This is a genomic window from Streptomyces sp. NPDC058052 (genome assembly GCF_042885515.1).
GTDB lineage: Bacteria > Actinomycetota > Actinomycetes > Streptomycetales > Streptomycetaceae > Streptomyces.
The window spans coordinates 62,214-84,971 of sequence record NZ_JBHVRX010000011.1 but is presented as its reverse complement, the minus strand read 5'-3'; the positions used below and the strand labels follow the sequence as shown (position 1 = coordinate 84,971).

Genomic DNA, 22,758 nt, shown 5'->3' with positions numbered 1-22,758 from the left:
GGGGTCTTCTCGCGGATCGCGCAGGCATGTCCCACGCCCCGGCGGGGGTCCGGCCGCAGGATGGCGGCGGCCGGGGGACCCGGCCGGTGCCGTGCCCGCCGGACCGGGGCGGCACCCCGCCTTCCGTCCGGGGGACACGACGATGACCTCACCGACCAGAGCCGGCACGCTCCTGGCGGCCGCCCTGACCGCCGTCGCCTGCGCGGTCTCCGCCCCGGGCGCGGCCCTCACCCCGCCCCCCGGCGCCCCGGCGGTCCCGCGCGACGGAGCCTCCGCCCCGACGGCCTCGGACCACGGCCGCTCCGCCCCGACGGCCGACGGCACCGGCCGCTCCGTCCCGACGGTCCCGGACCACGGCCGTCCCGCACCGGCGGCCGGCCGCACCGGCCCCGCGGCGGTACCCCGGCTCACCGACCCGCGCCCCTGCCCCGGCCAGGCCGACGTGACCTGTGCCGACCTGGCCGTACCGCTGGACCGCACGGGGGCCGTGCCCGGCACCCTCACCCTGCGCACCGCCGTCCTGGGCCCGGCCGACGCGCCCGGGGGAACCCTGCTCCTCCTCACCGGCGGACCCGGCCAGCCCGGCGTCCCGTTCGTGCGGCGGATCCGCGACCGGCTCCCGAAGGCCCTCGCCCGGTACCGGCTCGTGATGATCGACCAGCGCGGCACCGGGGAGGCCGCCCTCGACTGCCCCGCGCTCCAGAAGGAGGTCGGCAGCAGCGACACCGTGGCCCCCAGCCGCGGCGCCGTCACCGCCTGCGCCGATGCCCTCGGCGCGCGGCGGAACTTCTTCACCACCGCCGACACCGTCGCCGACCTGGAGGACCTGCGACGCGCCCTCGGGGCCGGCTCCTGGACGCTCGACGGCGTCTCCTACGGCACGTTCACCGCCGGGCAGTACGCCCTCACCCACCCGCGGCGGGTGCGCGGCCTCGTCCTCGACTCCGTGGTCCCGCTCGACGGCGCGGGCGTGCTGTACGAGGACGCCCTCGGCCACTCCGCCACGGTGCTGCGCACCGCCTGCCGCGAGCAGCGCTGCGGCTTCGACCCGGCCCGCGACCTGGCGGCGGTCGTCCGCCGCGACGGCAACGGCGCCGGCGTCTTCCACCTGCTCGTCATCGCGAGCATCGTCGACCCGAAGCTCGACGACCCCCGCCTCGGCGTCCTGGACGCCCTGCACGCCTCCGCCACCGGTGACCGGTCGCGCCTCGACGCCCTCGTCGCCGAGTTCTCCGCGCCGTCCGGCGAGCCCCCCTCGGAGTTCAGCTCCGGGCTGCACGCGGCGACGCTCTGCGCCGACTCGCGCTGGCCCTGGGGCGACGCCTCCGCTCCGGCCGGGGGACGCGAGGAGGCCCTGGAGCGGGCGGTGCGGAAGATCGAGCCGTCGCGGGTCTGGCCCTTCCCGCGGGAGACCGCGGGAGCCCAGGGCATTCCGCGGACCTGCCTGCCCTGGCCGGCCTCGCGCCCGAACCGCCCGGCGCCCCGCTCCACCCTGACCATGCCGGTGCTGCTCCTCGCCGGCGACCGGGACCTGTCGACGCCGGTGCGGTGGGCCCGTGACCTCGCCGCCGCGACCCCGGGCGCCGAACTCGTCGTCCTCGAAGGGGCAGGTCACTCCACCCAGAGCCGCAGCGAGGCCGGAGCCCGCGCGGCCGAGGAGTTCCTGCTGCGCCGGCTCCCCGGCGGGAGCTCCCGCGGGCCGGCCGGTGCCCTCACGGGCGGACCGGGGTCTCACGGGCCCACCGGTGCCCTCACGGGCGGGCGAGCGGGGTGAGCAGCATCCGCCCGACCAGCCCGACCGAGAGGTCGAGCCGCTCGGTGAACTCGCCCGCGAGGCCGGGCAGGGCCCGCAGCTGCCACAGCGAGCGGGCGGCGAGCCAGGCGCCGTCACGGGCCCGGTCCAGGCTCCAGCAGCCGAGCAGATGCGTCAGCGGGTCCGCGATCTCCAGGAGGTCCGGGCCCGGCATCAGTTCCTCGCGGATCCGCTCCTCCAGGAGGACGAGGACGTCGCCGACCCGGTCGAACTCGTCCTCCAGGTCCGCCGGACCGCACTCCAGGGTGTGGCAGGCGTCGACGACGGCGAGCGCCAGGTCGTGCCCGATGTGGGCGTTGATCCCGGCGAGCGCGAACTGGAGCGGGGTCACGCCGGGGTGGCGGCGGTAGTGGAAGAGGGGCCGCCAGCAGGCCGGGCCGGGGCCGCCGGCCGCGTGGGCGTCGACGGCGGCGAGGTACCGCTCGGCGAAGCGCACGTCCAGCGTGGTGGCCGCCCGCCGGTCCTCGAAGGTGCCCGCCTCGATGGCGTGGCCGATCTCCTCGGTGACGGTCAGGTACACCCGGTTGAAGACGGCGACCCCGTCGGCCGGGTGCCAGGCCGCCCGCAGCGACCGCATCCGGTCCACCACGGGGTCGACCGCCACGAACTGCCCGATCCGTTCATCCGTCCACTGGGTCTGCGCCATGGGGGCAGACTCCCAGCCGCCGGGCCCGGGAGGGAGTCCGCCGGGCCCGGCTTCGCCGGAACGGGCGAATACCTCAGTTCTTCGCCGTGTCGCCGGAGTCCTTCTCGTACGAGCTGGTGCCGGAGTCCAGGAGCGGCTCCTGCGCGGCGGGGGAGTCCTTCAGGTGCGCCGGGGCGAAGGCGCGCAGCACGTGGTAGCCGGTGATGACGACGATGGTGCCGAGGGCGATGCCGCCGAGCTCGAAGGTGTCGGTGAAGGTCAGCTTCACGCCGCCGACGCCGATGATGATGCCGGCGGCGGCCGGGACCAGGTTGAGCGGGTTGCGCAGGTCGACCTTGGCGTTGATCCAGATCTGGGCGCCGAGCAGGCCGATCATGCCGTAGAGGATGACGGTGATGCCGCCGAGGACGCCGCCGGGGATGGCGGCGACGACCGCGCCGAACTTGGGGCACAGGCCGAAGAGCAGCGCGAAGCCGGCGGCAGCCCAGTAGGCGGCCGTGGAGTAGACGCGGGTGGCGGCCATGACGCCGATGTTCTCGGAGTACGTGGTGTTCGGCGGGCCGCCCAGCGAGGTGGACAGCATGGAGGCGGCGCCGTCGGCGGCGATCGCGGTGCCCAGCTTGTCGTCGAGGTTGTCGCCGGTCATCTCGCCGACGGCCTTGACGTGGCCGGCGTTCTCGGCGATCAGGGCGATGACGACGGGGAGGGCGACGAGGATCGCGGACCACTCGAAGCTGGGGCCGTGGAAGGACGGCAGCCCGATCCAGTCGGCCTGGCCCACGCCGGAGAGGTCGAGCCGCCAGTGGTCCTCGACCTCGCCCGCGGGGGACATCGAGTGGATCTTGCCGAAGACCAGGTCGAAGACCCAGGAGATCGCGTAGCCGAAGATCAGGCCGAGGAAGATCGCGATCCGGGACCAGAAGCCGCGCAGACAGACCACGGCGAGACCGGTGAAGAGCATCACCAGGAGCGCCGTCCACTGGTCCTGCGGCCAGTAGGTGGAGGCGGTCACCGGCGCCAGGTTGAAGCCGATCAGCATGACGACGGCGCCGGTCACGATCGGCGGCATCGCCGCGTGGATGATCCGGGCGCCGAACTTCCGCACCGCGAGACCGGCGAGGAAGAGCACCGCGCCGACGACGAGGACGGCGCCGGTGACGGTGGCGCTGCTGCCGCCGGAGGCGCGGATCGCGGCGGCCACGCCGACGAAGGAGAGCGAGCAGCCGAGGTACGAGGGGACCGTGCCCCGGGTCGCGAGCAGGAAGATGACCGTGGCGAAGCCGGACATCATGATCGCGAGGTTCGGGTCGAGACCCATCAGTACCGGGGCGACGAAACTCGCTCCGAACATGGCGACCACGTGCTGTGCGCCGAGACCGACGGTGCGGGGCCAGGACAGCCGCTCGTCGGGGCGGACGACGGCCCCGGGGGCGGGTGTTCTCCCGTCCCCGTGCAGGGTCCAGCGCACGCCGAGGTTCATGAGGTCGCTCCCGTTCTCCGGATCCGGCGGCCGTGTCGGGCCGTCGTGTCAGGGCCGTAAAAGATCAGCCACATGGTATGCGCCGGAACCGGGCGGGGGAGGGGGCGGTCGCACCCCCTCGGGGCGGGCTCAGCCGACCGGGCCCGCGCTCTTCGCCGCGTCGCTTCCGGAGGGCGCCGCCGCCGTCGCGCGCGGGGCCGTCCGCAGCACGCCCGCGCCGAGGACCAGACCGAAGGCGAGCGCGGTGACCAGGCCGAACGAGAACAGCAGCGAGGTGGCGTCGGCGATCCCGCCGATCGCGGACGGGGCGACCAGGCCGGAGGTGTACGTGATGGTGGCGACGCCCGCGATGGCCTGGCTCGGGTTCGGGCCGGAGCGCGCGGCGGCGGCGAAGGCGAGCGGCACGACGACCGCGACCCCGAGGCCGATCAGTCCGAATCCGGCCATCGCCACGGCGGCGTGCGGGGCGGTCACGAGCATCACCCCGCCCAGGGTGGCGGCCACGCCCCCGACCCGTACCGTGCGGACCGCGCCGAAGCGGTCCACGATCCGGTCGCCGGCCAGCCGGGCCACGGCCATGGTGAGCGCGAAGGCGGTGGTGGAGGCGGCGGCGAGACCGGCCGAGCCGCCCAGCTCGTCGCGGAGGTAGACGGCCGACCAGTCGAGGCTGGCGCCCTCGGCGAAGACCGCGCAGAAGCCGATCGCGCCGATCACCAGGGCGGACCTGGGCGGCAGCGCGAAGCGCGGCGGTGCCTCTTCCTCCTCGGCGGGCGCCGGGTCCAGGACGCCCTGGCAGAGGGCGAGTCCGAGCGCGGTCAGGACGAGCGCGCCGATCAGGTGGTGGAGCCGGGCGTCCGTGCCGAGGTGGGCGAAGACGGTGCCGGCCGCCGAGCCGATCAGCGCGCCCACGCTCCACATGCCGTGCAGGCTGGACATGATGGAGCGGCCGAGCCGGTTCTCGGTCTCGACGCCGAGCGCGTTCATCGCCACGTCGGACATGCCCGCCGTGGCGCCGTACACGAAGAGGACCGCGCACAGGCCCCAGATGTTCGGGGCGAGCGAGGGCAGGGTGAGGGAGAGCGTCCAGAGCGCGAGCAGGCCGCGCAGCGCGGTGCGGGCGCCGAAGCGGTGGCTGATCCGGCCGGCGAGCGGCATCGCGAGCGAGGCGCCGAGCGCGGGGAAGGCGAGCGCGAGCCCGAGCTGGCCCGCGCTGACCCCCGCGTGCTCCTGGATCCAGGGGATCCGGGTGGCGAAGCTGCCGGTCACGGCGCCGTGGACGCAGAAGACGGCGGCGACGGCGAAGCGGGCCCGCCGGAGCCGTTCGGAGCTGAGGACGGTCTCCGCCGCCATGGGTCCTCCCCGGGATTGCGTTGCGCGAGTGGGATGGTGTCGGTGTCCGATGCCGCGCCGTAAACTATCAGGAACCCTGCCTGATAAATAGTGGTCCGGAGCGAGGAGGGCGGGGAAGCGTCTGAGAGGATCACCGCATGGCCGCATCCCCGAGCACCGCCCGGGCCATCAACGACCGGCTCGCCCTGCGCCTGCTCCAGGACGAGGGTCCGTTGACGGCAGCCCAGCTCAAGACCCTCACCGGACTCTCCCGGCCCACCGTCGCGGACCTCGTCGAGCGGCTGAGCGGCTCGGGTCTGGTGCACGTCGTCGGGGAGGCCGGCGCCGAGCGCCGGGGCCCCAACGCCAAGCTGTACGGACTCGTCGCCGACCGCGCCCACCTCGCCGCGCTCGACGTCCGCACCCGCTCCGTCGCGGTCACCGTCACGGACCTGCTCGGCACCCCGCTCGCCGAGGCCACCGTCCCGGTCGGCGAGGACGCCGGCACCGGACCCGCCGTCGAGAAGGCGGTCGCCCTCCTGGAGCGCACCGCGGAGGAGGCGGGCGTCGAGCGGCTGCACTCCGTGGCCGTCGGCGCCCCCGGCCTCATCGACCCGGCCACCGGCGAGCTGCGCGACTCCACCGGACTGCCCGCCTGGCACCGGCGGCTCGTCGCCGTCCTCCAGGACCGGCTCCCGGCCCATGTGCTCGTCGAGAACGAGACCAACCTCGCCGCCGTCGCCGAACTGCGCGAGGGCGCGGCCCGGGACCGCGAGGACTTCGTCCTGCTCTGGCTCGGCCAGGGGGTGGGCGCCGCCGTCGTCCTCGGCGGACGGCTGCGCCGGGGCGCCTCCGGCGGCGCGGGCGAGATCGGCTTCCTGCCGGTGCCCGGCACCTCCGGGCTGCCCTCCGCCACCGGCTGCGACGGCGGCTTCCACGAGCTGGTGAGCACCGGCGCCGTCGAGGCCCTGGCCGCCGAGCACGGCCTCGACCCGGGCGGCGCGCTCGCCTCCGGCCACGCCCCGTTCCTGGACGCCTACGCCCGCCGGCTCGCCGTCGGGGCGGCGGCCGTCGCCGCCGTCCTGGACCCGGGCTGCGTGGTCCTCGCCGGAGAGACCGGCCACCAGGGCGGGCCCGGACTGGCCGCCCGCGTCGAGGCGGAGCTGGCCGCGCTCTCCCCGCTGCGCACCGAGGTCCGCGCCACGACCCTCGGCGACGCGGCCGTCCTGCGCGGCGCGCTGCTGCGGGCCCGGGACGCGGCACAGGACGCGCTCTTCCCCTGACGGGGCCCGCCGGGCGGGCCCCGCCCGGCGGGGTCCGGGAGACGCGACCGCGCCGCGCCCCGGACAGGGGGGCGCGGCGCGGAGGACGGGGCCCGGCGGCGGCCAAGGGCCGTAGACCGCCGCCGGGGGTATTTCAGGGGTGGTGCGTCAGCAGGCGCCGAGGTCCTGCCAGACCCCCCAGTCGCCGGTCGTGCCGGGCGCCTCGTTCTGCGTCCACCACTTGGCCTTGTACGTGCGGCCGTTGTGGGAGACCTCGTTGCCCGCGTTGTAGACCTGGCCGGCCACGTACGCCGGGGCGGTGCAGCCGGTGGGCGGCGTCGTCGGCGGGGTGGTCGGGGGCGTGGTCGGCGGGGTCGTCGGCGGCGTGGTGGGCGGGGTGGTCGGCGGGGTGGTGCCCGTGCCGGGCTCCACGACCGTCGTGCCGCGCGCCAGGTCGCCGGCGAGGGCGTACGTGGTGCCGTTGATGTTCACCGTCCAGTTGGAGGGGGTGGACACCGGCAGGTAGTAGTTGAACGCGAGGTCGATCGTGGCGCCCGGGGCGAGGGTCTGCCAGGCCGGGAGCTTCAGGGAGACCCGGTGGAAGTCGCCCTTCAGGCCGCCCACGTTGGAGCCCGTGTGGTCGCTGCTGATGACCTTGGTGCCGAAGCCGGACTGGTCGGAGGCGTTGGCCGGGGCCGAGGTGCCGTAGTCGAACTGGAACTCCGTGCCGCCGGGCAGCGTGGTGTTCGTCCGGTTGGTGATCTTGACCTTGGGGGTGAGCGGGTAGTTCGAGTCGCCGAGCTTGAACTCGGTGAAGGCGGTCTCGATGTTCACGGCCTGGGCCGGCAGCGCCTTGTTGGACTTCTTGGCGCCGTACGGGGTGGCGGCCTTGAACTTGTCGTACATCAGCGAGGTGAGCGTGGAGCCCATCTCGTACTGGCCCTTGGTGGCGTTCCAGCCGTAGTCGCCGGCCAGCTCCCAGATCATCGCGCCGCCGACGCCGCGGTCGACCACGTAGTCGGCCTTGGTGCCCACGGACTGCTCGTCCTCGGTGGAGAGGAAGACCTTCTTCTCGGCGTTCCACAGCCACGGCGCGACCAGGGTCGAGTCGTACTTGCGGGCGTAGGTGCCGGTCAGGGTGGTGTTCGCGGGGAAGCCGTACTGGGTGACGTAGTCGCCGACGATCCCCTTCTCGAGGTTCTTGGCGTGCCACATCGGGTTGGAGCCGGCGGGCGACTCCTTGCCCGCGGTGTCCTTGTCGTGCCACAGGTTGTCGATGCCGACGGCACCGTCACCGCACTTGGTCAGGCCGGCGCCGGCCGGGCAGGTGGCCGCGGTGGCCTTGCCCCAGAGGCCGTCGGTGCCGCCCTGCACGTTCTTGTGGCCGCGGGTGTAGTAGGGCAGGCCGATGTTGATGCGGCCGGCCGGCATGGAGCCGCGGAAGTAGTGGTAGGCCCAGTCGGTGTTGAGGTAGCCGATGCCGCCGTACTGGGAGGAGCCGTAGACGTTGGCGGCGGCGAGCTCGCCGTCCTTGCCGTCGTCGAAGAGCGAGGCGTTCGGACCGACGTACTCGTTCCAGGCGCCGTGCAGGTCGTACGACATGATGTTGACGTAGTCCAGGTACTTCTGGACCTGGAAGGTCTCCATGCCGCGCAGCAGGTAGCCGGAGGAGGGGGCGGCGACGGTCAGCAGGTAGTGCTTGCCGTCGGCGGCGCCGGCCGTGTCCAGCTTCTCGCGCAGCGACTTCATGAGGGCCGCGTAGCCCTGCACGAGGCCGGCGCGGCGCGCGTTGGCGAGGGTGAAGTCGAGCGGGTTGCCCGCGTCCTTCATCGTGGTCGGGTACTCGTAGTCGATGTCGACGCCGTTGAACCCGTACTTGCGGATGAAGTCGACCGCCGAGGTGGCGAAGGTGTCGATGCCGGCCTGGTTGACCGAGCCGTCGGCGTTGGTGGCCATCGAGTAGAAGCCGCCGGAGTTCACCCGGTCGCCGTTGTCGGCGAAGTAGCCGCCGGTCTCGGCCCAGCCGCCGACGGAGATCAGCGTCTTGACGTTCGGGTGCTGCTTCTTGAACTTGTTCAGCAGGTTGAAGTGGCCCTTGTAGGCGAAGCCCGGGTCCATCTCCGCGCCGGCGACGCCGGGCCAGGTCATGCCGGTGGCGGCGTTGTTCGGGCCGTCCGTGCCGACCGAGAGCTTGTTGTCGCCGCCGATGTGCCCGAAGGCGTAGTTGATGTGGGTGATCTTGTCCCACGGGATGTTGTTGGCGAGGTAGGCGGGCTCGCCGTTCTTTCCGGTGCGCCAGCCCGTGAAGTAGCCGATGATGCGGCGCTGGTGGTCGGCGCCCATCTTCTCGCGGCCCTCGGTGTCGTAGACCGAGCAGTAGGGGACGTCGACGCCGGGCGTCTTGTACAGGCCGTCGGGGCGACAGGACTCGTTGTCGGCGGCGTACGAGACGCCTCCGGCGAGCGAGCTGAGCAGCAGGCCGGTGACGGCGGCACCGGACGCGAGCAGCGACGCTCTCTTGGTCGTGGGGGACAGCACGATCTGGTCCTCCTCAGGGAGGTCAAAGAAACACGCAACGAACAAGGGGGTGGTACGTGTTCGGCCCGTGATGTGCGCACACCGGCGGGCCGTGCCTCGGAGGTGACACGGACATTAAGAGGACTAGACCAGTGCGTCAATAGGTCTGGACCAACGGGAAATTCCGTGGGACCGTGTGAGTCATCGCACAGGGGTCGTGTGCATGCCCGTTGACAGCGCGTGGCACACTGGCCCTGTATCAGCAGCAGCGCACTCCGGGGTCGGTGTAATTCCGAACCGGCGGTATAGTCCGCGACCCGTCCGCAAGCCAGCGGCCGGTTGACCAGGTGAGATTCCTGGACCGACGGTGAAAGTCCGGATGGGAGGCAGTGCGCGGCGGGCGACCCCTGACAGGGGTGTGCCGGCCGTACGTCCGCTGGTGGCCGCGTTCCGCGTCGGCGCACCCGTGGACCTCCGGCCGTACCGGCACACCCTCTGCGCAGCCGTCGTACCCGCTCTCTGTCGTCATCGACAGGCCCCGGAGTCCGTGCCCGAAGAGGCAGGAGGACCCGGTGGACCGGCAGGCCGACATCACCGCCATGCGACGCGCCGTGGAGCTCGCCGCCCGCGGACTCGGCGCCACCAGCCCCAACCCCGTCGTCGGCTGCGTCGTCACCGACGCCTCCGGCCACGTCGTCGGCGAGGGCTGGCACCAGCGCGCCGGAGGCCCCCACGCCGAGATCCACGCCCTGCGCGCGGCCGGCGTCCTGGCCCGCGGCGGCACCGCCTACGTCACCCTCGAACCCTGCAACCACACCGGCCGCACCGGCCCGTGCGCCCAGGCCCTGATCGAGGCCGGGATCAGCCGGGTCGTGTACGCGGTCGGCGACCCGAACCCGCAGGCCACGGGCGGTGCCGACACCCTCCGCGCCGCCGGGGTCGAGGTCGGGCAGGGGCTCCTGGAGGACGAGGCCGAGGCAGGCAACCTCGCCTGGCTCACCTCCGTCCGCACCGGCCGCCCCTTCGTCCGCTGGAAGTACGCCGCCACCCTCGACGGCCGGATCGCCGCCGCCGACGGCACCTCCCGCTGGATCAGCTCCGCCGACTCCCGCGCCGACGTGCACCGGCTGCGCGCCGAGGCCGACGCGGTCCTGGTCGGCGGCGGGACGCTGCGCGCGGACGACCCGCACCTCGCCGTCCGCGGCATCGAGGGCGCCACCCAGCCGCTGCGGGTCGCCCTCGACACCCACGCCCAGCTGCTCCCCACCGCCCGGATCCTCGACGACGCCGCGCCCACCCTGCTGGTCGTCGGCGAGGACGCCGACACCCGGCACCTGCCCGGCGTCGAGCTGCTGCGGCTGCCCCTGCGCGACGGCCGCATCGGCGTGCACGAGCTGCTGGACGGGCTGTACGCGCGCGGCATCCGTTCCCTCCTCCTCGAAGGCGGCCCCACCCTGGCGGGCGCCTTCGTCGCCGGGGGCGCCGTCGACCAGGTCGTCGGCTACCTCGCCCCGGTCCTCCTGGGCGCGGGCCCCACCGCGCTCGCCGACGCCGGAATCACCACCCTCACGCGCGCGCTGCGTCTCGACATCACCGAGACCGCGCACATCGGATCCGACATCCGCATCACCGCCGTCCCGACCCTCAAGGGAGCCTGACCGTGTTCACCGGAATCGTCGAAGAGCTGGGCGAAGTCGTCGCCGTCGAGGAACTGCCGGACGCCTCCCGCTTCCGCCTCCGCGGCCCCGTGGTCACCGAGGGCGCCCGCCACGGCGACTCCATCGCCGTCAACGGCGTCTGCCTGACAGTGGTCGAGACCGGTGACGGCGAGTTCACCGCCGACGTCATGGCCGAGACCCTCAAGCGCTCCTCCCTCGGAGCCCTGGAGCCCGGCTCCCGGGTCAACCTGGAGCGCCCCATGGCCGTCGGCGGCCGGCTCGGCGGCCACATCGTCCAGGGCCACGTGGACGGCACCGGCACGATCCTGGAGCGGACCCCCTCCGAGCACTGGGAGCTCGTCCGGGTCGGCCTGCCCGCCCACCTCTCCCGCTACGTCGTCGAGAAGGGCTCCATCACCGTCGACGGCGTCAGCCTCACCGTGGTCGAGGTCGGCGACGACTGGTTCACCATCAGCCTCATCCCCACCACGCTCGCCCTGACCACGCTGGGGCACAAGCAGCCCGGCGCCCCGGTCAACCTCGAAGTGGACGTCATCGCCAAGTACGTCGAGCGGCTGCTCGGCACGGACGCACGGGAGAACGTCAAGTGAACTGGCTCAACTCCGAGGCGTTCACCGTCTTCGGCCAGCACATCATGTGGTCCGACATGATCGGCAACACGATCGGCCTCATAGCCCTGGCCCTCGGCTGGCGCCGTTCCATCCTCACCTGGCCCGCCCAGCTCCTCTCCGGCCTGATCCTCGTCGGCGCCTACGCCTCCGCGAACCTCGCCGGCGGCGTCGGCAAGCAGCTCCTCGTCATCGGCGTCGCGGCCTGGGGCTGGTGGCAGTGGAACCGCGGGAAGCAGCAGGCTCAGGACGGCTCCATCGCCGTCCGCTTCGCCACCTGGAAGGAGCGCGGGATCCTCGCGGGCGGCGCCGTCCTCGGCACCCTCGCCGTCGGCGGGCTCTTCACCCTCTACCCGTCGCTCTCCTGGAGCCCGTGGGCCGACGCGTACATCTTCGTCGGCACCCTCGTCGCGATGGTCGCCCAGGCCCGCGGCCTGGTCGAGTTCTGGTTCGCCTGGCTCCTCGTCGACCTCGTCGGCGTCCCGCTCGCCTTCAGCAGCGGCCTCGCCTTCTCCGGCCTGGTCTACGTCGTCTACTTCGCCCTCGTCCTGTGGGGCATGCGCGACTGGTGGCTCCGGTCCCGCACCCCCGTCCTCGAAGGAGCCCCCGCATGAACACCGTGCCGTCCGTCTGGGACACCGAGGACCTCGCCCTCGACCCCGTCGAGCAGGCGATCCGCGACATCGCCGCCGGCCGCCCGGTGGTCGTCGTCGACGACGAGGACCGCGAGAACGAGGGCGACCTCGTCATCGCCGCCGAGAAGGCCACCCCCGAGGTCGTCGCCTTCATGATGAGCGAGTGCCGCGGCCTCGTCTGCGCCCCCATGGAGCACGACGAACTGGAGCGGCTCCACCTCCCGCAGATGGTCGAGAACAACACCGAGTCGATGCGGACGGCCTTCACCGTCTCCGTCGACGCGAGCCCCGAGCACGGCGTCACCACCGGCATCTCCGCCGCCGACCGCGCCACCACCCTCCGGATGCTCGCGAGCGGCCGCCACGAGCCCTCCGACTTCGTCCGCCCCGGCCACATCTTCCCGCTGCGGGCCCGCGAGGGCGGCGTCCTCGCCCGCCCCGGCCACACCGAGGCCGCGGTCGACCTGGCCCGCCTCGCGGGCCTCCGCCCGGCCGGCGCGATCGTCGAGATCGCCGGCGAGGACGGCGTGATGCTCCGCCTCCCGGAGCTCGTCCCCTTCGCCCGCAAGCACGGCCTGACGATCATCTCCATCGAGGACCTGATCGCCTACCGCCGCTCCGCCGAGCCCACCGTCCGCCGCGAGGCCGAGGTCCACCTCCCCACCGCGCACGGCGAGTTCACCGCGTACGGCTACCGCTCCACCGTGGACGGCGTCGAGCACGTCGCCCTCGTCCACGGCGAGATCGGCGACGGCGAGGACGTCCTCGTCCGGGTCCACTCCGAGTGCCTCACGGGCGACGTCTTCCACTCGCTGCGCTGCGACTGCGGCCCCCAGCTCCAGGCGTCCATGGAGCGCATCCAGGAGGCCGGCCGCGGTGTCGTCGTCTACCTCCGCGGCCACGAGGGACGCGGCATCGGGCTGCTGTCCAAGCTGCGCGCGTACGAGCTCCAGGAGCGCGGCCGCGACACCCTCGACGCCAACCTCGAACTCGGCCTGCCCGCCGACGCCCGCGACTACGCGGCCGGCGCGCGGATCCTCGCCGACCTCGGCGTCCGCAGCCTCACGCTGATGACGAACAACCCCGACAAGGTCGACGCCCTCACCCGGCACGGCCTCGCCGTCGCGGGCCGCGAGCCGATGCCCGTCACGGCCGGCGAGCACAACCTCCGCTACCTGACCACCAAGCGGGACCGGATGGGCCACGACCTGCCCTGGCTCGACGGCTCCCCGGCCCCCACCTGCGGCAACCAGTAACACCGATCGTCTTACGCACCCAGCAAGGAGAACCATGAGCGGCAAGGGCGCACCCGTCCTCAGCGTGAAGAACTGCGGCGACCTGCGGGTCGCGGTCGTCGCGGCCCAGTGGCACGAGAAGATCATGGACGGCCTGGTGGACGGCGCCCTGCGCGCCCTGTCCGAACTCGGCATCGACGAGCCCACCCTGCTCCGCGTCCCCGGCAGCTTCGAGCTCCCGGTCGTGGCGAAGGTCCTCGCGGAGCGCGGCTACGACGCGATCGTCGCCCTCGGCGTGGTCATCCGCGGCGGCACCCCCCACTTCGACTACGTGTGCCAGGGCGTCACCCAGGGCCTGGTGCAGGTGTCGATCGACACCGGAGTGCCCGTCGGCTTCGGCGTGCTGACCTGTGACGACGAGGAGCAGGCCCTGGACCGCGCCGGCCTGGAGGGGTCGAACGAGGACAAGGGGCACGAAGCGGTCACCGCCGCCGTCGCCACCGCCACCGTCCTCCGGACGGTCAGCGAGCCCTGGCGTCAGTCCACGGACTGAACCCTGGCGACGTGGCCCCCGGGTGAACCCGTACTCTAAGGACATCATGGCGAACAAAACCTTCGAAGAGCTCTTCACCGAGCTCCAGCTCAAGGCCGCCAACGGCGACCCCAGCACCTCCCGCACCGCGGAACTGGTCGGCAAGGGCGTCCATGCCATCGGCAAGAAGGTCGTCGAAGAGGCCGCCGAGGTCTGGATGGCCGCCGAGTACGAGGGCAAGGAAGCGGCCGCCGAGGAGATCTCGCAGCTGCTGTACCACGTCCAGGTGATGATGGTCGCCCGCGGGATCTCCCTCGACGACGTCTACTCCCACCTCTGACCCGACCGGCCCCGAGCACACCCCCCGTCTCCCGCCACTCCCACGCAAAGGAAGCCCACACCCATGCTGCGCATCGCCGTCCCGAACAAGGGTTCCCTCTCCGGACCTGCGTCGGCCATGCTCCATGAGGCCGGCTACCGCCAGCGCAAGGAGTCCAAGGAACTGGTGGTCATCGACCCCGACAACGAGGTCGAGTTCTTCTACCTGCGGCCGAAGGACATCGCCATCTACGTGGCCTCCGGGAAGCTGGACATCGGCATCACCGGCCGTGACCTGCTCCTGGACTCCGGCGCCAGCGCCGAGGAGATCCTGGCGCTGAACTTCGGCCGCTCCACCTTCCGTTACGCCACCCGCCCGGGCACCGCCGCCGGTCCGGAGGACTTCGGCGGCATGACGATCGCCACCTCCTACGAGGGCATCGTCGCCAAGCACCTCGCCGACCAGGGCATCGACGCCTCCGTCGTCCACCTGGACGGCGCCGTCGAGACCGCGATCCAGCTGGGCGTCGCCCAGATCATCGCCGACGTCGTCGAGACCGGCACCAGCCTGCGCAACGCCGGCCTGGAGGTCATCGGCGAGCCGATCCTGAAGTCCGAGGCGATCGTCGTCCGCCGCCACGGCGCCGAGACCGACCACCCGCAGGTCCAGCAGTTCCTGCGCCGTCTCCAGGGCGTCCTGGTCGCGCGCAGCTACGTGATGATGGACTACGACTGCCGCGCCGAGCACCTGGAGCAGGCCGTCGCCCTCACCCCGGGCCTGGAGTCGCCGACCGTCTCCCCGCTGCACAACGAGGGCTGGGTCGCCGTCCGCGCGATGGTCCCCGCCAAGGAGGCGCAGCGGATCATGGACGACCTGTACGAGATCGGTGCCCGCGCGATCCTCACCACCGCGATCCACGCCTGCCGTCTCTGACGGCGCCCCGGCACCCGTACAGTCCAAGGCACCGAGGAACCCCGATGTCCGAGTCGTCCACGCCCGCCCTCCCGGTCACCTTCCGGCCGGGCCGCACCCGCGCCGTCCTGCTGACCGTGGGCGTCGCCATGTTCACGGCGATCAGCGCGGTGGCGCTGATGCTGGAACGGCTCGGGCCGGGGGAGCGGGCCAGCTTCGTCTTCACCGGCGCCCTCTTCCTCGGCGTCCTGGTGATGCTGAGCCGTCCCAAGGTCGTCGCCGACAGCGAGGGCGTCACGGTCGTCAACATCACCCGCACCCGGCGCCTCGCCTGGGCGGAGATCCTCCGCGTCAACCTGCGTCCCGGCGACCCCTGGGTCTTCCTCGACCTCAGCGACGGCACGAGCCTCCCCGCCCTCGGCATCCAGCCGGGCATCGCGAAGGAGTCCGCGATCCGCGACGCCCGCGCCCTGCGGGCCCTCGCGGACAGCCGCGGCACGGGCGTCGAGACCGCCTGAACCCGGCGCGGGGCGTCGGGGAGAACCCGGATCCGTCCCCCATCCGGGGCGTCCCCCCTGCCACGCGGGGCGTCCGCGTGACTACTCTGGAGGCGGTGGTGCCGAGCGCACCACCGCCTCGCGTGTGCAGGGCCGCCGCCGGCGGCCGGCGAGGCCACCCTTCGACCCGAGGAGTGACTCCCTCCGGCAATGGACGGATCGTCCGGTAGTACCTGCGCCGCCCCCTCGTCCGAGGCGGCGGCATGATCGTCTCTCTGCTGCTCCTCCTGGCAGCCTTCCTCCTGATCCTCGCCAACGGCTTCTTCGTCGCCGCCGAGTTCGGTCTCGTGACCGTCGAGCGCGCGGAGGCCGAGCGGGCCGCGGCCGCCGGTGACCGGCGCGCCCGTACCGTCGTCTCGGCGCTGCGCGAGCTGTCCTTCCAGCTCTCCGGGACCCAGCTCGGCATCACCCTCACCTCGCTCGTCGTCGGCATGCTCGCCGAGCCCGCGCTCGCCTCGCTGCTGCGCGCCCCGCTGACCGCCACCGGGCTCCCCCCGGGCGCCGTCTCCGGCGTCGCCGTGGTGATCGGCATGCTGTTCGCCTCGGCCCTGCAGATGGTCGTCGGCGAGCTGGTCCCCAAGAACTGGGCGGTCTCCCGGCCGCTCCAGGTCGCCCGCTTCGTCGCCGCCCCGCAGCGCCGCTTCTCGGCCGTCTTCCGGCCGGTGATCGCCCTGCTCAACCGGGTGGCGAACGGGCTCGTCCGCGCCCTGGGCGTCGAGCCCACCGACGAGCTGGACTCGGTCCGCACCCCCGGCGAGCTGGTGTCGCTCGCCCGTCACTCGGCCCGCGCCGGCGCCCTCGAACAGGACACCGCCGACCTCTTCGTACGGACCCTGTCCCTCGGCGGTCTCACCGCCGAGCAGGTCATGACCCCGCGCGTGAAGGTCAGCGCCCTCCAGTGGGACGCCACCGCGGCCGACGTCCTCAACCTCACCCGCGCCACCGGCCTCTCGCGCTTCCCCGTCTACCGGGACCGCATCGACGAGGTCGTCGGGATGGTCCACCTCAAGGACGCGCTCGCCGTCGCCCCCGCCGCCCGCCCGAGGACCTCGGTCGGCCGGATCGCCGTCCCGCCGCTTCTCGTCCCCGAGTCGCTGCCCGTCCAGGCCCTCCTGGAGCGGCTGCGCCGCGAGCAGCCGATCGCCGTCGTCGTCGACGAGTACGGCGGCACGGCCGGCGTGGTCACCCTGGAGGACATCGTGGAGGAGCTCGTCGGCGAGGTCCGCGACGAGCACGACCCCGCGGCCGACGCCCGCCCCGAGCTCGCCGCCGCGCCCGCCGAGGACGGCCGCCCCGCCTGGGAGGCCGACGGCTCCTGCCGGGTCCACACCCTGCGCCGGATAGGTCTCGACGTGCCGGACGGCCCGTACGAGACCGTCGCCGGGCTCGTCGCCGACCTCCTCGGCCGGATCCCGGCCCCCGGCGACCGGGCCGAACTGCCCGGCTGGCGGCTCTCGGTGCGCCGTGTGGACCGCTTCCGCGCCGAGCGGGTCCGGATCGTGCGCACCGCCCCGGTGCCGATGGCGGAGGCGGCCCGATGAGCACCCTCCAGCTCCTCCTCGCTCTGTTCCTGGTCCTGGCCAACGGCTTCTTCGTCGGCGCCGAGTTCGCGCTCGTCTCCGTCCGCCGCAGCCAGATCGAGCCGATCGGCGGCGCCCGCGCCGGCCAGGTGCTGTACGGCCTGGAGAACCTGCCGCAGATGATGGCCGCCGCCCAGTTCGGCATCACCGTCTGCTCGCTCACGCTCGGCGCGGTCGCCGAACCGACCGTCGCCCACCTCCTGGAACCGGCCTTCCACTCCCTCGGCGTCCCGGCCGGGCTCATCCACCCGCTCGGTTACGTGATCGCCCTCGCCGTGGTCGTCTTCCTCCACCTCGTCATCGGCGAGATGGTCCCGAAGAACCTCGCGATGGCGGCGCCCGAGCGGACCGCGCTCCTGCTCGCCCCCGCCCTGGTCGGCTTCGCCCGGTTCTGCCGGCCCGTGACGGCCGCGCTGGGCGCCTGCTCGCGGCTGGTCCTGCGGGCCTTCAAGGTCGAGCCGAAGGACGAGGTCGAGGCCGTCTTCACCAGCGCCCAGCTCGGCCGGCTCGTCGAGGACGCCGGGCAGGCCGGACTCCTCGACCCGGCCGAGCAGGAGCGCCTGGAGGACGCCCTGGAGCTGGGCAGCCGCCCGGTCACCGACGTCCTCATCCCGGCCGCCGGGCTCGTCACCGTCCCGCCGTCGGTCACCCCGCGCGAGATCGAGGAGCTGACCGTACGGACCGGCTACTCGCGCTTCCCGGTCCGCGGCGAGGGCCGTCACCAGGCCGTCTTCATGGGCTTCGTGCACGTGAAGGACGTCCTGGACGTGGACGAGCGGGAGCGGGCGGTGCCGCAGCAGCTGTGGCGCCCGATGGCGACGCTCCGCGCGGAGCTGCCGCTCGACGACGCCCTCACCGTGATGCGCAGGGCGGCGACCCATCTCGCGCAGGTCGCCGACGCCTCCGGCCGGGTCCTGGGCCTCGTCGCCCTGGAGGACGTCCTGGAGACGCTGGTGGGCGAGGTCCGCGACCCCGCGCACCGGCTGAGCCCGGCCCCGGCCCCGGTGGCGTAGCAGCGGCTCAGAACGGGGGGTCCTGCTGCGGGCCGCGGTCTCTCGGACCGCGGCCCGACAGGACCTCCCCGTACGCCTGCATGAGGTCCCCGAGCCGCAGGGTGGCCAGGTCGTCGCGGGTGAGCGCGCCCGGGTAGCCGGAGAGCCGCAGGTCCCGGTAGGCGCAGGACTTCTCGTAGAGCGTGCGCAGGAAACGGCCGTTGCCGAGCTCGTCGATCCAGCCCTGCTCGACCACGTGGGCGCTGATCGAGCGCAGCTCCTCCAGCGCCTCCTCGTCCCAGCCGTCGCCGTTCGCGGCGGCCAGCACCTCGCCGATCGAGGTCAGTTCGAGCGGCCGGTAGGACGGGAAGTCGACGCGGGTGGTGAAGCGGGAGGAGAGCCCGGGGTTGGCGGCGAGCAGCCGGTCCATGCCCTCCGGGTAGCCGGCCAGGATGACCACGAGGTGGTCCCGGTTGTCCTCGGCCCGTTTCAGCAGCACCTGGAGGGCCTCGTCGCCGTAGGCGTCGCCCTTGCTGTAGCCCGAGTTGGAGAGCGCGTACGCCTCGTCGACGAAGAGCACCCCGCCGACCGCCGAGTCGATCAGCTCGTTCGCCTTCACCGCCGTCTGGCCGAGGAACTCGCCGACCAGATCGGCCCGCTGGGCCTCGACCAGATGGTCGCCGCCGAGCAGGCCGAGCGCGTAGAAGACCCGGCCCAGGATCCGGGCCACCGTCGTCTTGCCGGTGCCGGACGGGCCGGAGAAGACGAAGTGCCGCTTCGGCGGCTGCACCGGAAGCCCCTGGCCGGCCCGCAGCCGGGCCATCTCCAGCTGCGCCGAGAGCGCCTTGACCTGCCGCTTCACCGGCTCCATCCCGACCATGCCCTCCAGCTCGGCGAGGGCCTCGGCGAGCAGCACCGGGTCGGTCGGTCCGGCCGGGAAGCGCGGCGGTCCGGGCTGCGCGGGCACCGGCGAGCTGTGCCGTACGACCTCCGGGGGCGCGGGCGGCACCGGGTCGGGGGAGCGGCGCAGTCCGTCGCCGCCGAGGACACCGGGCTCCGTCTCGGGGCCGACGGCGGTGTCGGTGCCGTCCTGGCCGGGGCCGACACCCACCGGGCCGAGGGCGACGGCGGCGAGGCCGGCCTGCTCGTCCATGCCGTCGAGCCCGTCGAAGCCGTCGTACTCGGCGATGGCGGCGAGCCGGGCGGCGGTGTCCATGAAGGCCGGGTCGACGCGGTGCACCGCGCGGTAGAGGGGGAGTGCGGCGGCGCTGCGGCCGGTGCCCTCGTGGGCGCGGGCGAGCCAGTAGCGCAGCTCCTTGCGCTGCGGCTGCTCGCTGCGGCAGCGCATCAGCGCCGCCGACAGCAGCGGCTCGGCCTGCCCGTACATCTCCAGCCGCACCCGGGCCATGCCGCCGAAGAGACCGGCCTCGATGCCGAGCAGCGGGTCGTCGACGAGGGGTTCGGTGTGCCGGACCAGCTGTTCCCAGTCCTTGACCAGGTAGGCGCGGCAGGCGTGCAGGAAGCGGACCTGCGGGTCGGTGTCGACCGGCGGGAGTTCCGCGAGCGCCCGGTCGAGCTCCGGCACGTGCCGTCCGTCGAGCCAGTGGGAGGCGTGGGCGAGCAGCAGGTCGCGCGGGCTCTCCAGCACCGGCTGGACCCACCAGCCGAGCCAGTACCAGGAGTTGAGGGTGCGGCGGTGCCGGGCGCGCTGTTCGCCGAAGCGCTCGCGGTTGCGGTACATGCGCAACAGCGCGGCCGTCGTGTCCACCCGGAGCGCGTGCAGCCCCAGCCAGGCGTCCGCCATGCCGGGATCGATCCTGACCGCCGCGCGGAACTCCTCCTCGGCCTGCGGATAGGCGCCCATCGTGTAGGCGTCCACTCCGCGCAGCCAGGCGAGTTCGGCGGGGGCCTGCGCGCCCTGCGTGCCGATGTCCATCGGGTCCCCCACAACCGTCGGCGTATGGACGGGATTTGACCGCACCTGCGGGCATCGTACCTGCGCAGGGGTGGTGCGCTTAAGGAGAAGCGCAAGATCCGGAATCGGTGACCCTGGGTGAGCGAGAGGGGTCGGAAGCCGTCCGGGAAGGGGTGCGGAGGGCAGAACGAAGCCCCCGATCACGGGGGAACAACCGGGGGCTTCGTGTCTGCGGCGGCTGTCGAAAAGCCGCACATTGAGAACGTAAGACCTGTACGCCCCCGGGGTCAAGCGCAGTTGAGGCACTTGCGGAAGCGGAATTCCAGGGCTTCAGTCCACCGCCATCACGCCGTCACGGTGCGTGATGATCTGGTCCGGGCCCGCTGTCACAGCAGGCCCGGGGAGCCAGTCGTAGCCCTCGTCCCGCTCCCGTACCAGGGTGTCGGCGAAGGGCCGCGACGGGTCTTCGGCGAAATGGCGAGTCTCCGCCATCACCCAGCCGTCCCAGAACTCCGCCTGCTCCGGTCCGTCCCGGTGCCGGCCCCGCTCCCAGGACGCCCCGGCCGGCCGCTCCATCCACAGCAGCCACGCCAGGTGCGGACGCAGCTCCCGCCGCCCGGATCCCACGCCCTCCACCAGCACCACCGGCGCCGGGGGCAGCGCGCGGGCGGGCCCGAAGCGCCGCAGGATCCAGTCGTACGGGTGGTAGCGCGCGGTCGCGCCGCGCTCCAGCGGCTCCAGGACCTGCTCCCGCAGCCGGCCGGTCCAGGCGAAGAGCTCGTCGTGGGTGGCGAGGTCGTCGAGGCGCAGGACAGGCGCGCCGCCGAGCGCGGCGGAGAGCCGCCCGGCGAGGGTGGACTTGCCGGAGCCGGCGTGGCCGTCGACCGCGACCAGCCGGACGGGTCCGAGCGAGGGCGGCAGCCGGCGCAGCGCGCGGGCCGCGCGGTCGAGGTCGTCCATGCGGCCAGCGTAGGTCAGGGGCCCCGCCGCAGGTCAGCGAGGTACCGCCGCCAGTGGTCTCTACCCATGTCGATGACGGCGACGCGGGCCGAAGTGCTGGCGGAGGCCCCTTCCAGCCGGGATAGTGGGCCCGCGCAGCCCCGCCCGATCGCCGTTCCGTCCTCGACTGGGGGTCCTCGCCATGCCCGGATCAGCCTCACGCCGGACCGTCCTCGCCGCAGCGCTCGCGGCCGCCGCGGGCACCGCCGCGGCCGGAGCCGTACCGGCCTCGGCGTCCGCACCCGGAAGCGCGGAGGGGGACGCCGGCCACCGGGCCCCCGGCACCGTCGCCAACCGCTTCTGGTCCACCTTCACCGACTGGCGGTCCGGGGACGCCGAGGGCACCCGGGCGGTCGCCGGGCACCGTCCGGGCCTGGTCCTGGACGCCCCCCTGGGCCGTACCGACTACACCGACCCGCACACCGGGATCACCTCCGCCTGGGAGTACGCCCGCTGGACCTCGCCCGCGCACGCCCCGGCGGTGCCGGCCACCGAGGTGATCGCCTCCTGGAACGCCCGCACCCCGGCCGGCACCTGGCTCCAGGTCGAACTGTCCGGCACGTACACGGACGGCACGGCCACCCCGTGGTTCGTGATGGGCCGGTGGGCCTCCGGCGACGCCGACATCCGGCGGACCTCGGTGGACGACCAGACCGACGGCCGGAGCAGCGTCTGGACGGACACCTTCGGGATCGACGACCCGGCGAGCGGCCTCCGGCTGGCCGCGTACCGGCTGCGCCTCACCCTCTACCGCCGCCCGGGCACCACCCTCACCCCGACCGTCTGGCGGCTGGGCGCGATGGCCTCGGACGTCCCCGACCGGTTCACGGTCCCGGCCTCGGTGCCCGGTCCCGCCCGCGAGCTGGTCGTCCCCCGCTACTCGCAGAACACCCACGTCGGCCAGTACCCCGAGTACGACAACGGCGGCGAGGCGTGGTGCAGCCCGACCTCCTCGCAGATGATCGTCGAGTATTGGGGGCGGCGCCCCTCCGCCGCCGAGCTGGCCTGGGTGAACCCGGACTACGCCGACCCGCAGGTCTGCCACGCGGCCCGCCACACCTTCGACCACCAGTACCAGGGCTGCGGGAACTGGCCCTTCAACGCCGCCTACGCGGCCGCCTACCCGGACCTGAACGCCGTGGTGACCCGGCTCCGCTCGCTCACCGACCTGGAGGCCCTGATCGGGGCCGGCATCCCCGCCATCACGTCCCAGTCCTTCCGCAAGGAGGAGCTGACCGGCGCCGGCTACGGCACCTCCGGCCACCTCATGACGGTGATCGGCTTCACCGCCGACGGCGACGTGATCGCCAACGACCCGGCCTCCCCGACCAACGAGGCCGTCCGCCGGGTCTACCTCCGCCGCGAGTGGGAGAACATCTGGCTCCGGACCAAGCGGTACAACGCGAGCGGGAAAGTGGTGTCCGGCACAGGCGGGGTCTGCTACCTGTACTTCCCCGACCGGCCGACTTCCGCGCAGCGCAAGGCGCTTCAGGCCGTCGGCGTGCTCTGAGCCGTCCGGGGGCGGGCCGGGGGTGTGAGGGACGTCTCTGGTCCGGGGTCGTCCCCGTGCCTCATGGTGGTGGCCATGAGCGCCACCACCACCTTCGCCGGCCGTCTCCTCACGCGCACGCGCACGGGCGGTCCCGAGGACGACGACCGGGGTCCCCGGCTGCTGGAGCACGTGCTCGGCTGGACCCTCGTCGTCCTCCTCGCCGTCCTGGTCACCCGCGCGGGTCTCATGTGACCCG

The 22,758-nt window shown here is 73.4% G+C and carries 20 protein-coding genes and 1 riboswitch; of the genes, 14 read left to right on the top strand and 6 right to left on the bottom strand.

Features of this window, described 5'->3' with window-relative positions:
• Positions 1-142 precede the first annotated feature (142 nt).
• Positions 143-1,774 (top strand): alpha/beta hydrolase, encoded by a 1,632-nt coding sequence (locus ACFVU3_RS17600; RefSeq protein ID WP_390067060.1) that lies wholly within the window; start codon positions 143-145, stop codon positions 1,772-1,774.
• On the opposite strand, the gene ACFVU3_RS17595 is transcribed toward ACFVU3_RS17600, so the two are convergent.
• The 3 genes from ACFVU3_RS17595 to ACFVU3_RS17585 form a co-directional block, all read right to left on the bottom strand.
• A complete protein-coding gene (locus tag ACFVU3_RS17595; RefSeq protein WP_390067058.1) occupies positions 1,752-2,459 on the bottom strand; it encodes a DUF5995 family protein in 708 nt (235 codons plus the stop codon). The genes ACFVU3_RS17600 and ACFVU3_RS17595 overlap by 23 nt on opposite strands.
• Before the next feature lie 73 nt (positions 2,460-2,532).
• Positions 2,533-3,939 carry a uracil-xanthine permease family protein gene (locus tag ACFVU3_RS17590; protein ID WP_390067056.1) on the bottom strand — a complete coding sequence of 469 codons (1,407 nt, stop codon included), beginning with the start codon at positions 3,937-3,939 and terminating at the stop codon, positions 2,533-2,535.
• Between the two features lie 129 nt (positions 3,940-4,068).
• Positions 4,069-5,289, bottom strand: a complete 1,221-nt coding sequence (locus tag ACFVU3_RS17585) for an MFS transporter (protein ID WP_390067054.1) — start codon at positions 5,287-5,289, stop codon at positions 4,069-4,071.
• Between the two features lie 137 nt (positions 5,290-5,426).
• On the opposite strand from ACFVU3_RS17585, the gene ACFVU3_RS17580 reads away from it, so the two are divergent.
• The gene (locus tag ACFVU3_RS17580) at positions 5,427-6,551 is read left to right on the top strand and encodes an ROK family transcriptional regulator (RefSeq protein ID WP_390067052.1); all 1,125 of its coding nucleotides are present in this window, start codon (positions 5,427-5,429) and stop codon (positions 6,549-6,551) included.
• Positions 6,552-6,698: 147 nt separating this feature from the next.
• Here the strand turns inward: ACFVU3_RS17580 and ACFVU3_RS17575 are convergent, their stop codons facing one another.
• Positions 6,699-9,068 (bottom strand): chitinase C-terminal domain-containing protein, encoded by a 2,370-nt coding sequence (locus tag ACFVU3_RS17575; RefSeq protein WP_390067050.1) that lies wholly within the window; start codon positions 9,066-9,068, stop codon positions 6,699-6,701.
• Positions 9,069-9,313: 245 nt separating this feature from the next.
• Positions 9,314-9,444, top strand: a riboswitch (FMN riboswitch).
• A 175-nt stretch (positions 9,445-9,619) separates the two neighbouring features.
• On the opposite strand from ACFVU3_RS17575, the gene ribD reads away from it, so the two are divergent.
• From ribD to ACFVU3_RS17525, 10 genes are all read left to right on the top strand, one after another.
• Positions 9,620-10,705 (top strand): bifunctional diaminohydroxyphosphoribosylaminopyrimidine deaminase/5-amino-6-(5-phosphoribosylamino)uracil reductase RibD, encoded by a 1,086-nt coding sequence (gene ribD / locus ACFVU3_RS17570; RefSeq protein ID WP_390067048.1) that lies wholly within the window; start codon positions 9,620-9,622, stop codon positions 10,703-10,705.
• A 2-nt stretch (positions 10,706-10,707) separates the two neighbouring features.
• Positions 10,708-11,316 carry a riboflavin synthase gene (locus ACFVU3_RS17565; protein WP_390067046.1) on the top strand — a complete coding sequence of 203 codons (609 nt, stop codon included), beginning with the start codon at positions 10,708-10,710 and terminating at the stop codon, positions 11,314-11,316.
• A 44-nt stretch (positions 11,317-11,360) separates the two neighbouring features.
• A complete protein-coding gene (locus ACFVU3_RS17560; protein WP_390067275.1) occupies positions 11,361-11,948 on the top strand; it encodes a nicotinamide riboside transporter PnuC in 588 nt (195 codons plus the stop codon).
• Complete coding sequence (locus ACFVU3_RS17555) at positions 11,945-13,225, top strand: bifunctional 3,4-dihydroxy-2-butanone-4-phosphate synthase/GTP cyclohydrolase II (protein WP_390067044.1); 1,281 nt, start codon at positions 11,945-11,947, stop codon at positions 13,223-13,225. The genes ACFVU3_RS17560 and ACFVU3_RS17555 overlap by 4 nt, the downstream gene beginning before the upstream one ends.
• A 34-nt stretch (positions 13,226-13,259) precedes the next feature.
• Complete coding sequence (ribH, locus tag ACFVU3_RS17550; RefSeq protein ID WP_390067043.1) at positions 13,260-13,757, top strand: 6,7-dimethyl-8-ribityllumazine synthase; 498 nt, start codon at positions 13,260-13,262, stop codon at positions 13,755-13,757.
• A gap of 46 nt (positions 13,758-13,803) precedes the next feature.
• The gene (locus tag ACFVU3_RS17545; protein WP_385184675.1) at positions 13,804-14,076 is read left to right on the top strand and encodes a phosphoribosyl-ATP diphosphatase; all 273 of its coding nucleotides are present in this window, start codon (positions 13,804-13,806) and stop codon (positions 14,074-14,076) included.
• A 63-nt stretch (positions 14,077-14,139) separates the two neighbouring features.
• On the top strand, positions 14,140-14,988 hold the full coding sequence (gene hisG, locus ACFVU3_RS17540; protein ID WP_390067041.1) for an ATP phosphoribosyltransferase: 849 nt from the start codon (positions 14,140-14,142) through the stop codon (positions 14,986-14,988).
• Positions 14,989-15,032: 44 nt separating this feature from the next.
• On the top strand, positions 15,033-15,485 hold the full coding sequence (locus ACFVU3_RS17535; RefSeq protein WP_390067039.1) for a PH domain-containing protein: 453 nt from the start codon (positions 15,033-15,035) through the stop codon (positions 15,483-15,485).
• Positions 15,486-15,727: 242 nt separating this feature from the next.
• A complete protein-coding gene (locus tag ACFVU3_RS17530; RefSeq protein WP_390067037.1) occupies positions 15,728-17,065 on the top strand; it encodes a hemolysin family protein in 1,338 nt (445 codons plus the stop codon).
• On the top strand, positions 17,062-18,117 hold the full coding sequence (locus ACFVU3_RS17525; protein ID WP_390067035.1) for a hemolysin family protein: 1,056 nt from the start codon (positions 17,062-17,064) through the stop codon (positions 18,115-18,117). The genes ACFVU3_RS17530 and ACFVU3_RS17525 overlap by 4 nt, the downstream gene beginning before the upstream one ends.
• Before the next feature lie 7 nt (positions 18,118-18,124).
• On the opposite strand, the gene ACFVU3_RS17520 is transcribed toward ACFVU3_RS17525, so the two are convergent.
• Together ACFVU3_RS17520 and ACFVU3_RS17515 are read right to left on the bottom strand one after the other, a co-directional pair.
• The gene (locus tag ACFVU3_RS17520; protein ID WP_390067033.1) at positions 18,125-20,032 is read right to left on the bottom strand and encodes an AAA family ATPase; all 1,908 of its coding nucleotides are present in this window, start codon (positions 20,030-20,032) and stop codon (positions 18,125-18,127) included.
• Positions 20,033-20,341: 309 nt separating this feature from the next.
• The gene (locus ACFVU3_RS17515) at positions 20,342-20,971 is read right to left on the bottom strand and encodes a uridine kinase (RefSeq protein ID WP_390067031.1); all 630 of its coding nucleotides are present in this window, start codon (positions 20,969-20,971) and stop codon (positions 20,342-20,344) included.
• Positions 20,972-21,152: 181 nt separating this feature from the next.
• On the opposite strand from ACFVU3_RS17515, the gene ACFVU3_RS17510 reads away from it, so the two are divergent.
• Both ACFVU3_RS17510 and ACFVU3_RS17505 read left to right on the top strand, forming a co-directional pair.
• Positions 21,153-22,520: a peptidase C39 family protein gene (locus ACFVU3_RS17510; protein ID WP_390067029.1), complete on the top strand. Its 1,368-nt coding sequence runs from the start codon at positions 21,153-21,155 to the stop codon at positions 22,518-22,520.
• Positions 22,521-22,595: 75 nt separating this feature from the next.
• Positions 22,596-22,754, top strand: a complete 159-nt coding sequence (locus tag ACFVU3_RS17505) for an SCO1431 family membrane protein (protein WP_390067027.1) — start codon at positions 22,596-22,598, stop codon at positions 22,752-22,754.
• The last annotated feature ends 4 nt before the right edge of the window (positions 22,755-22,758 follow it).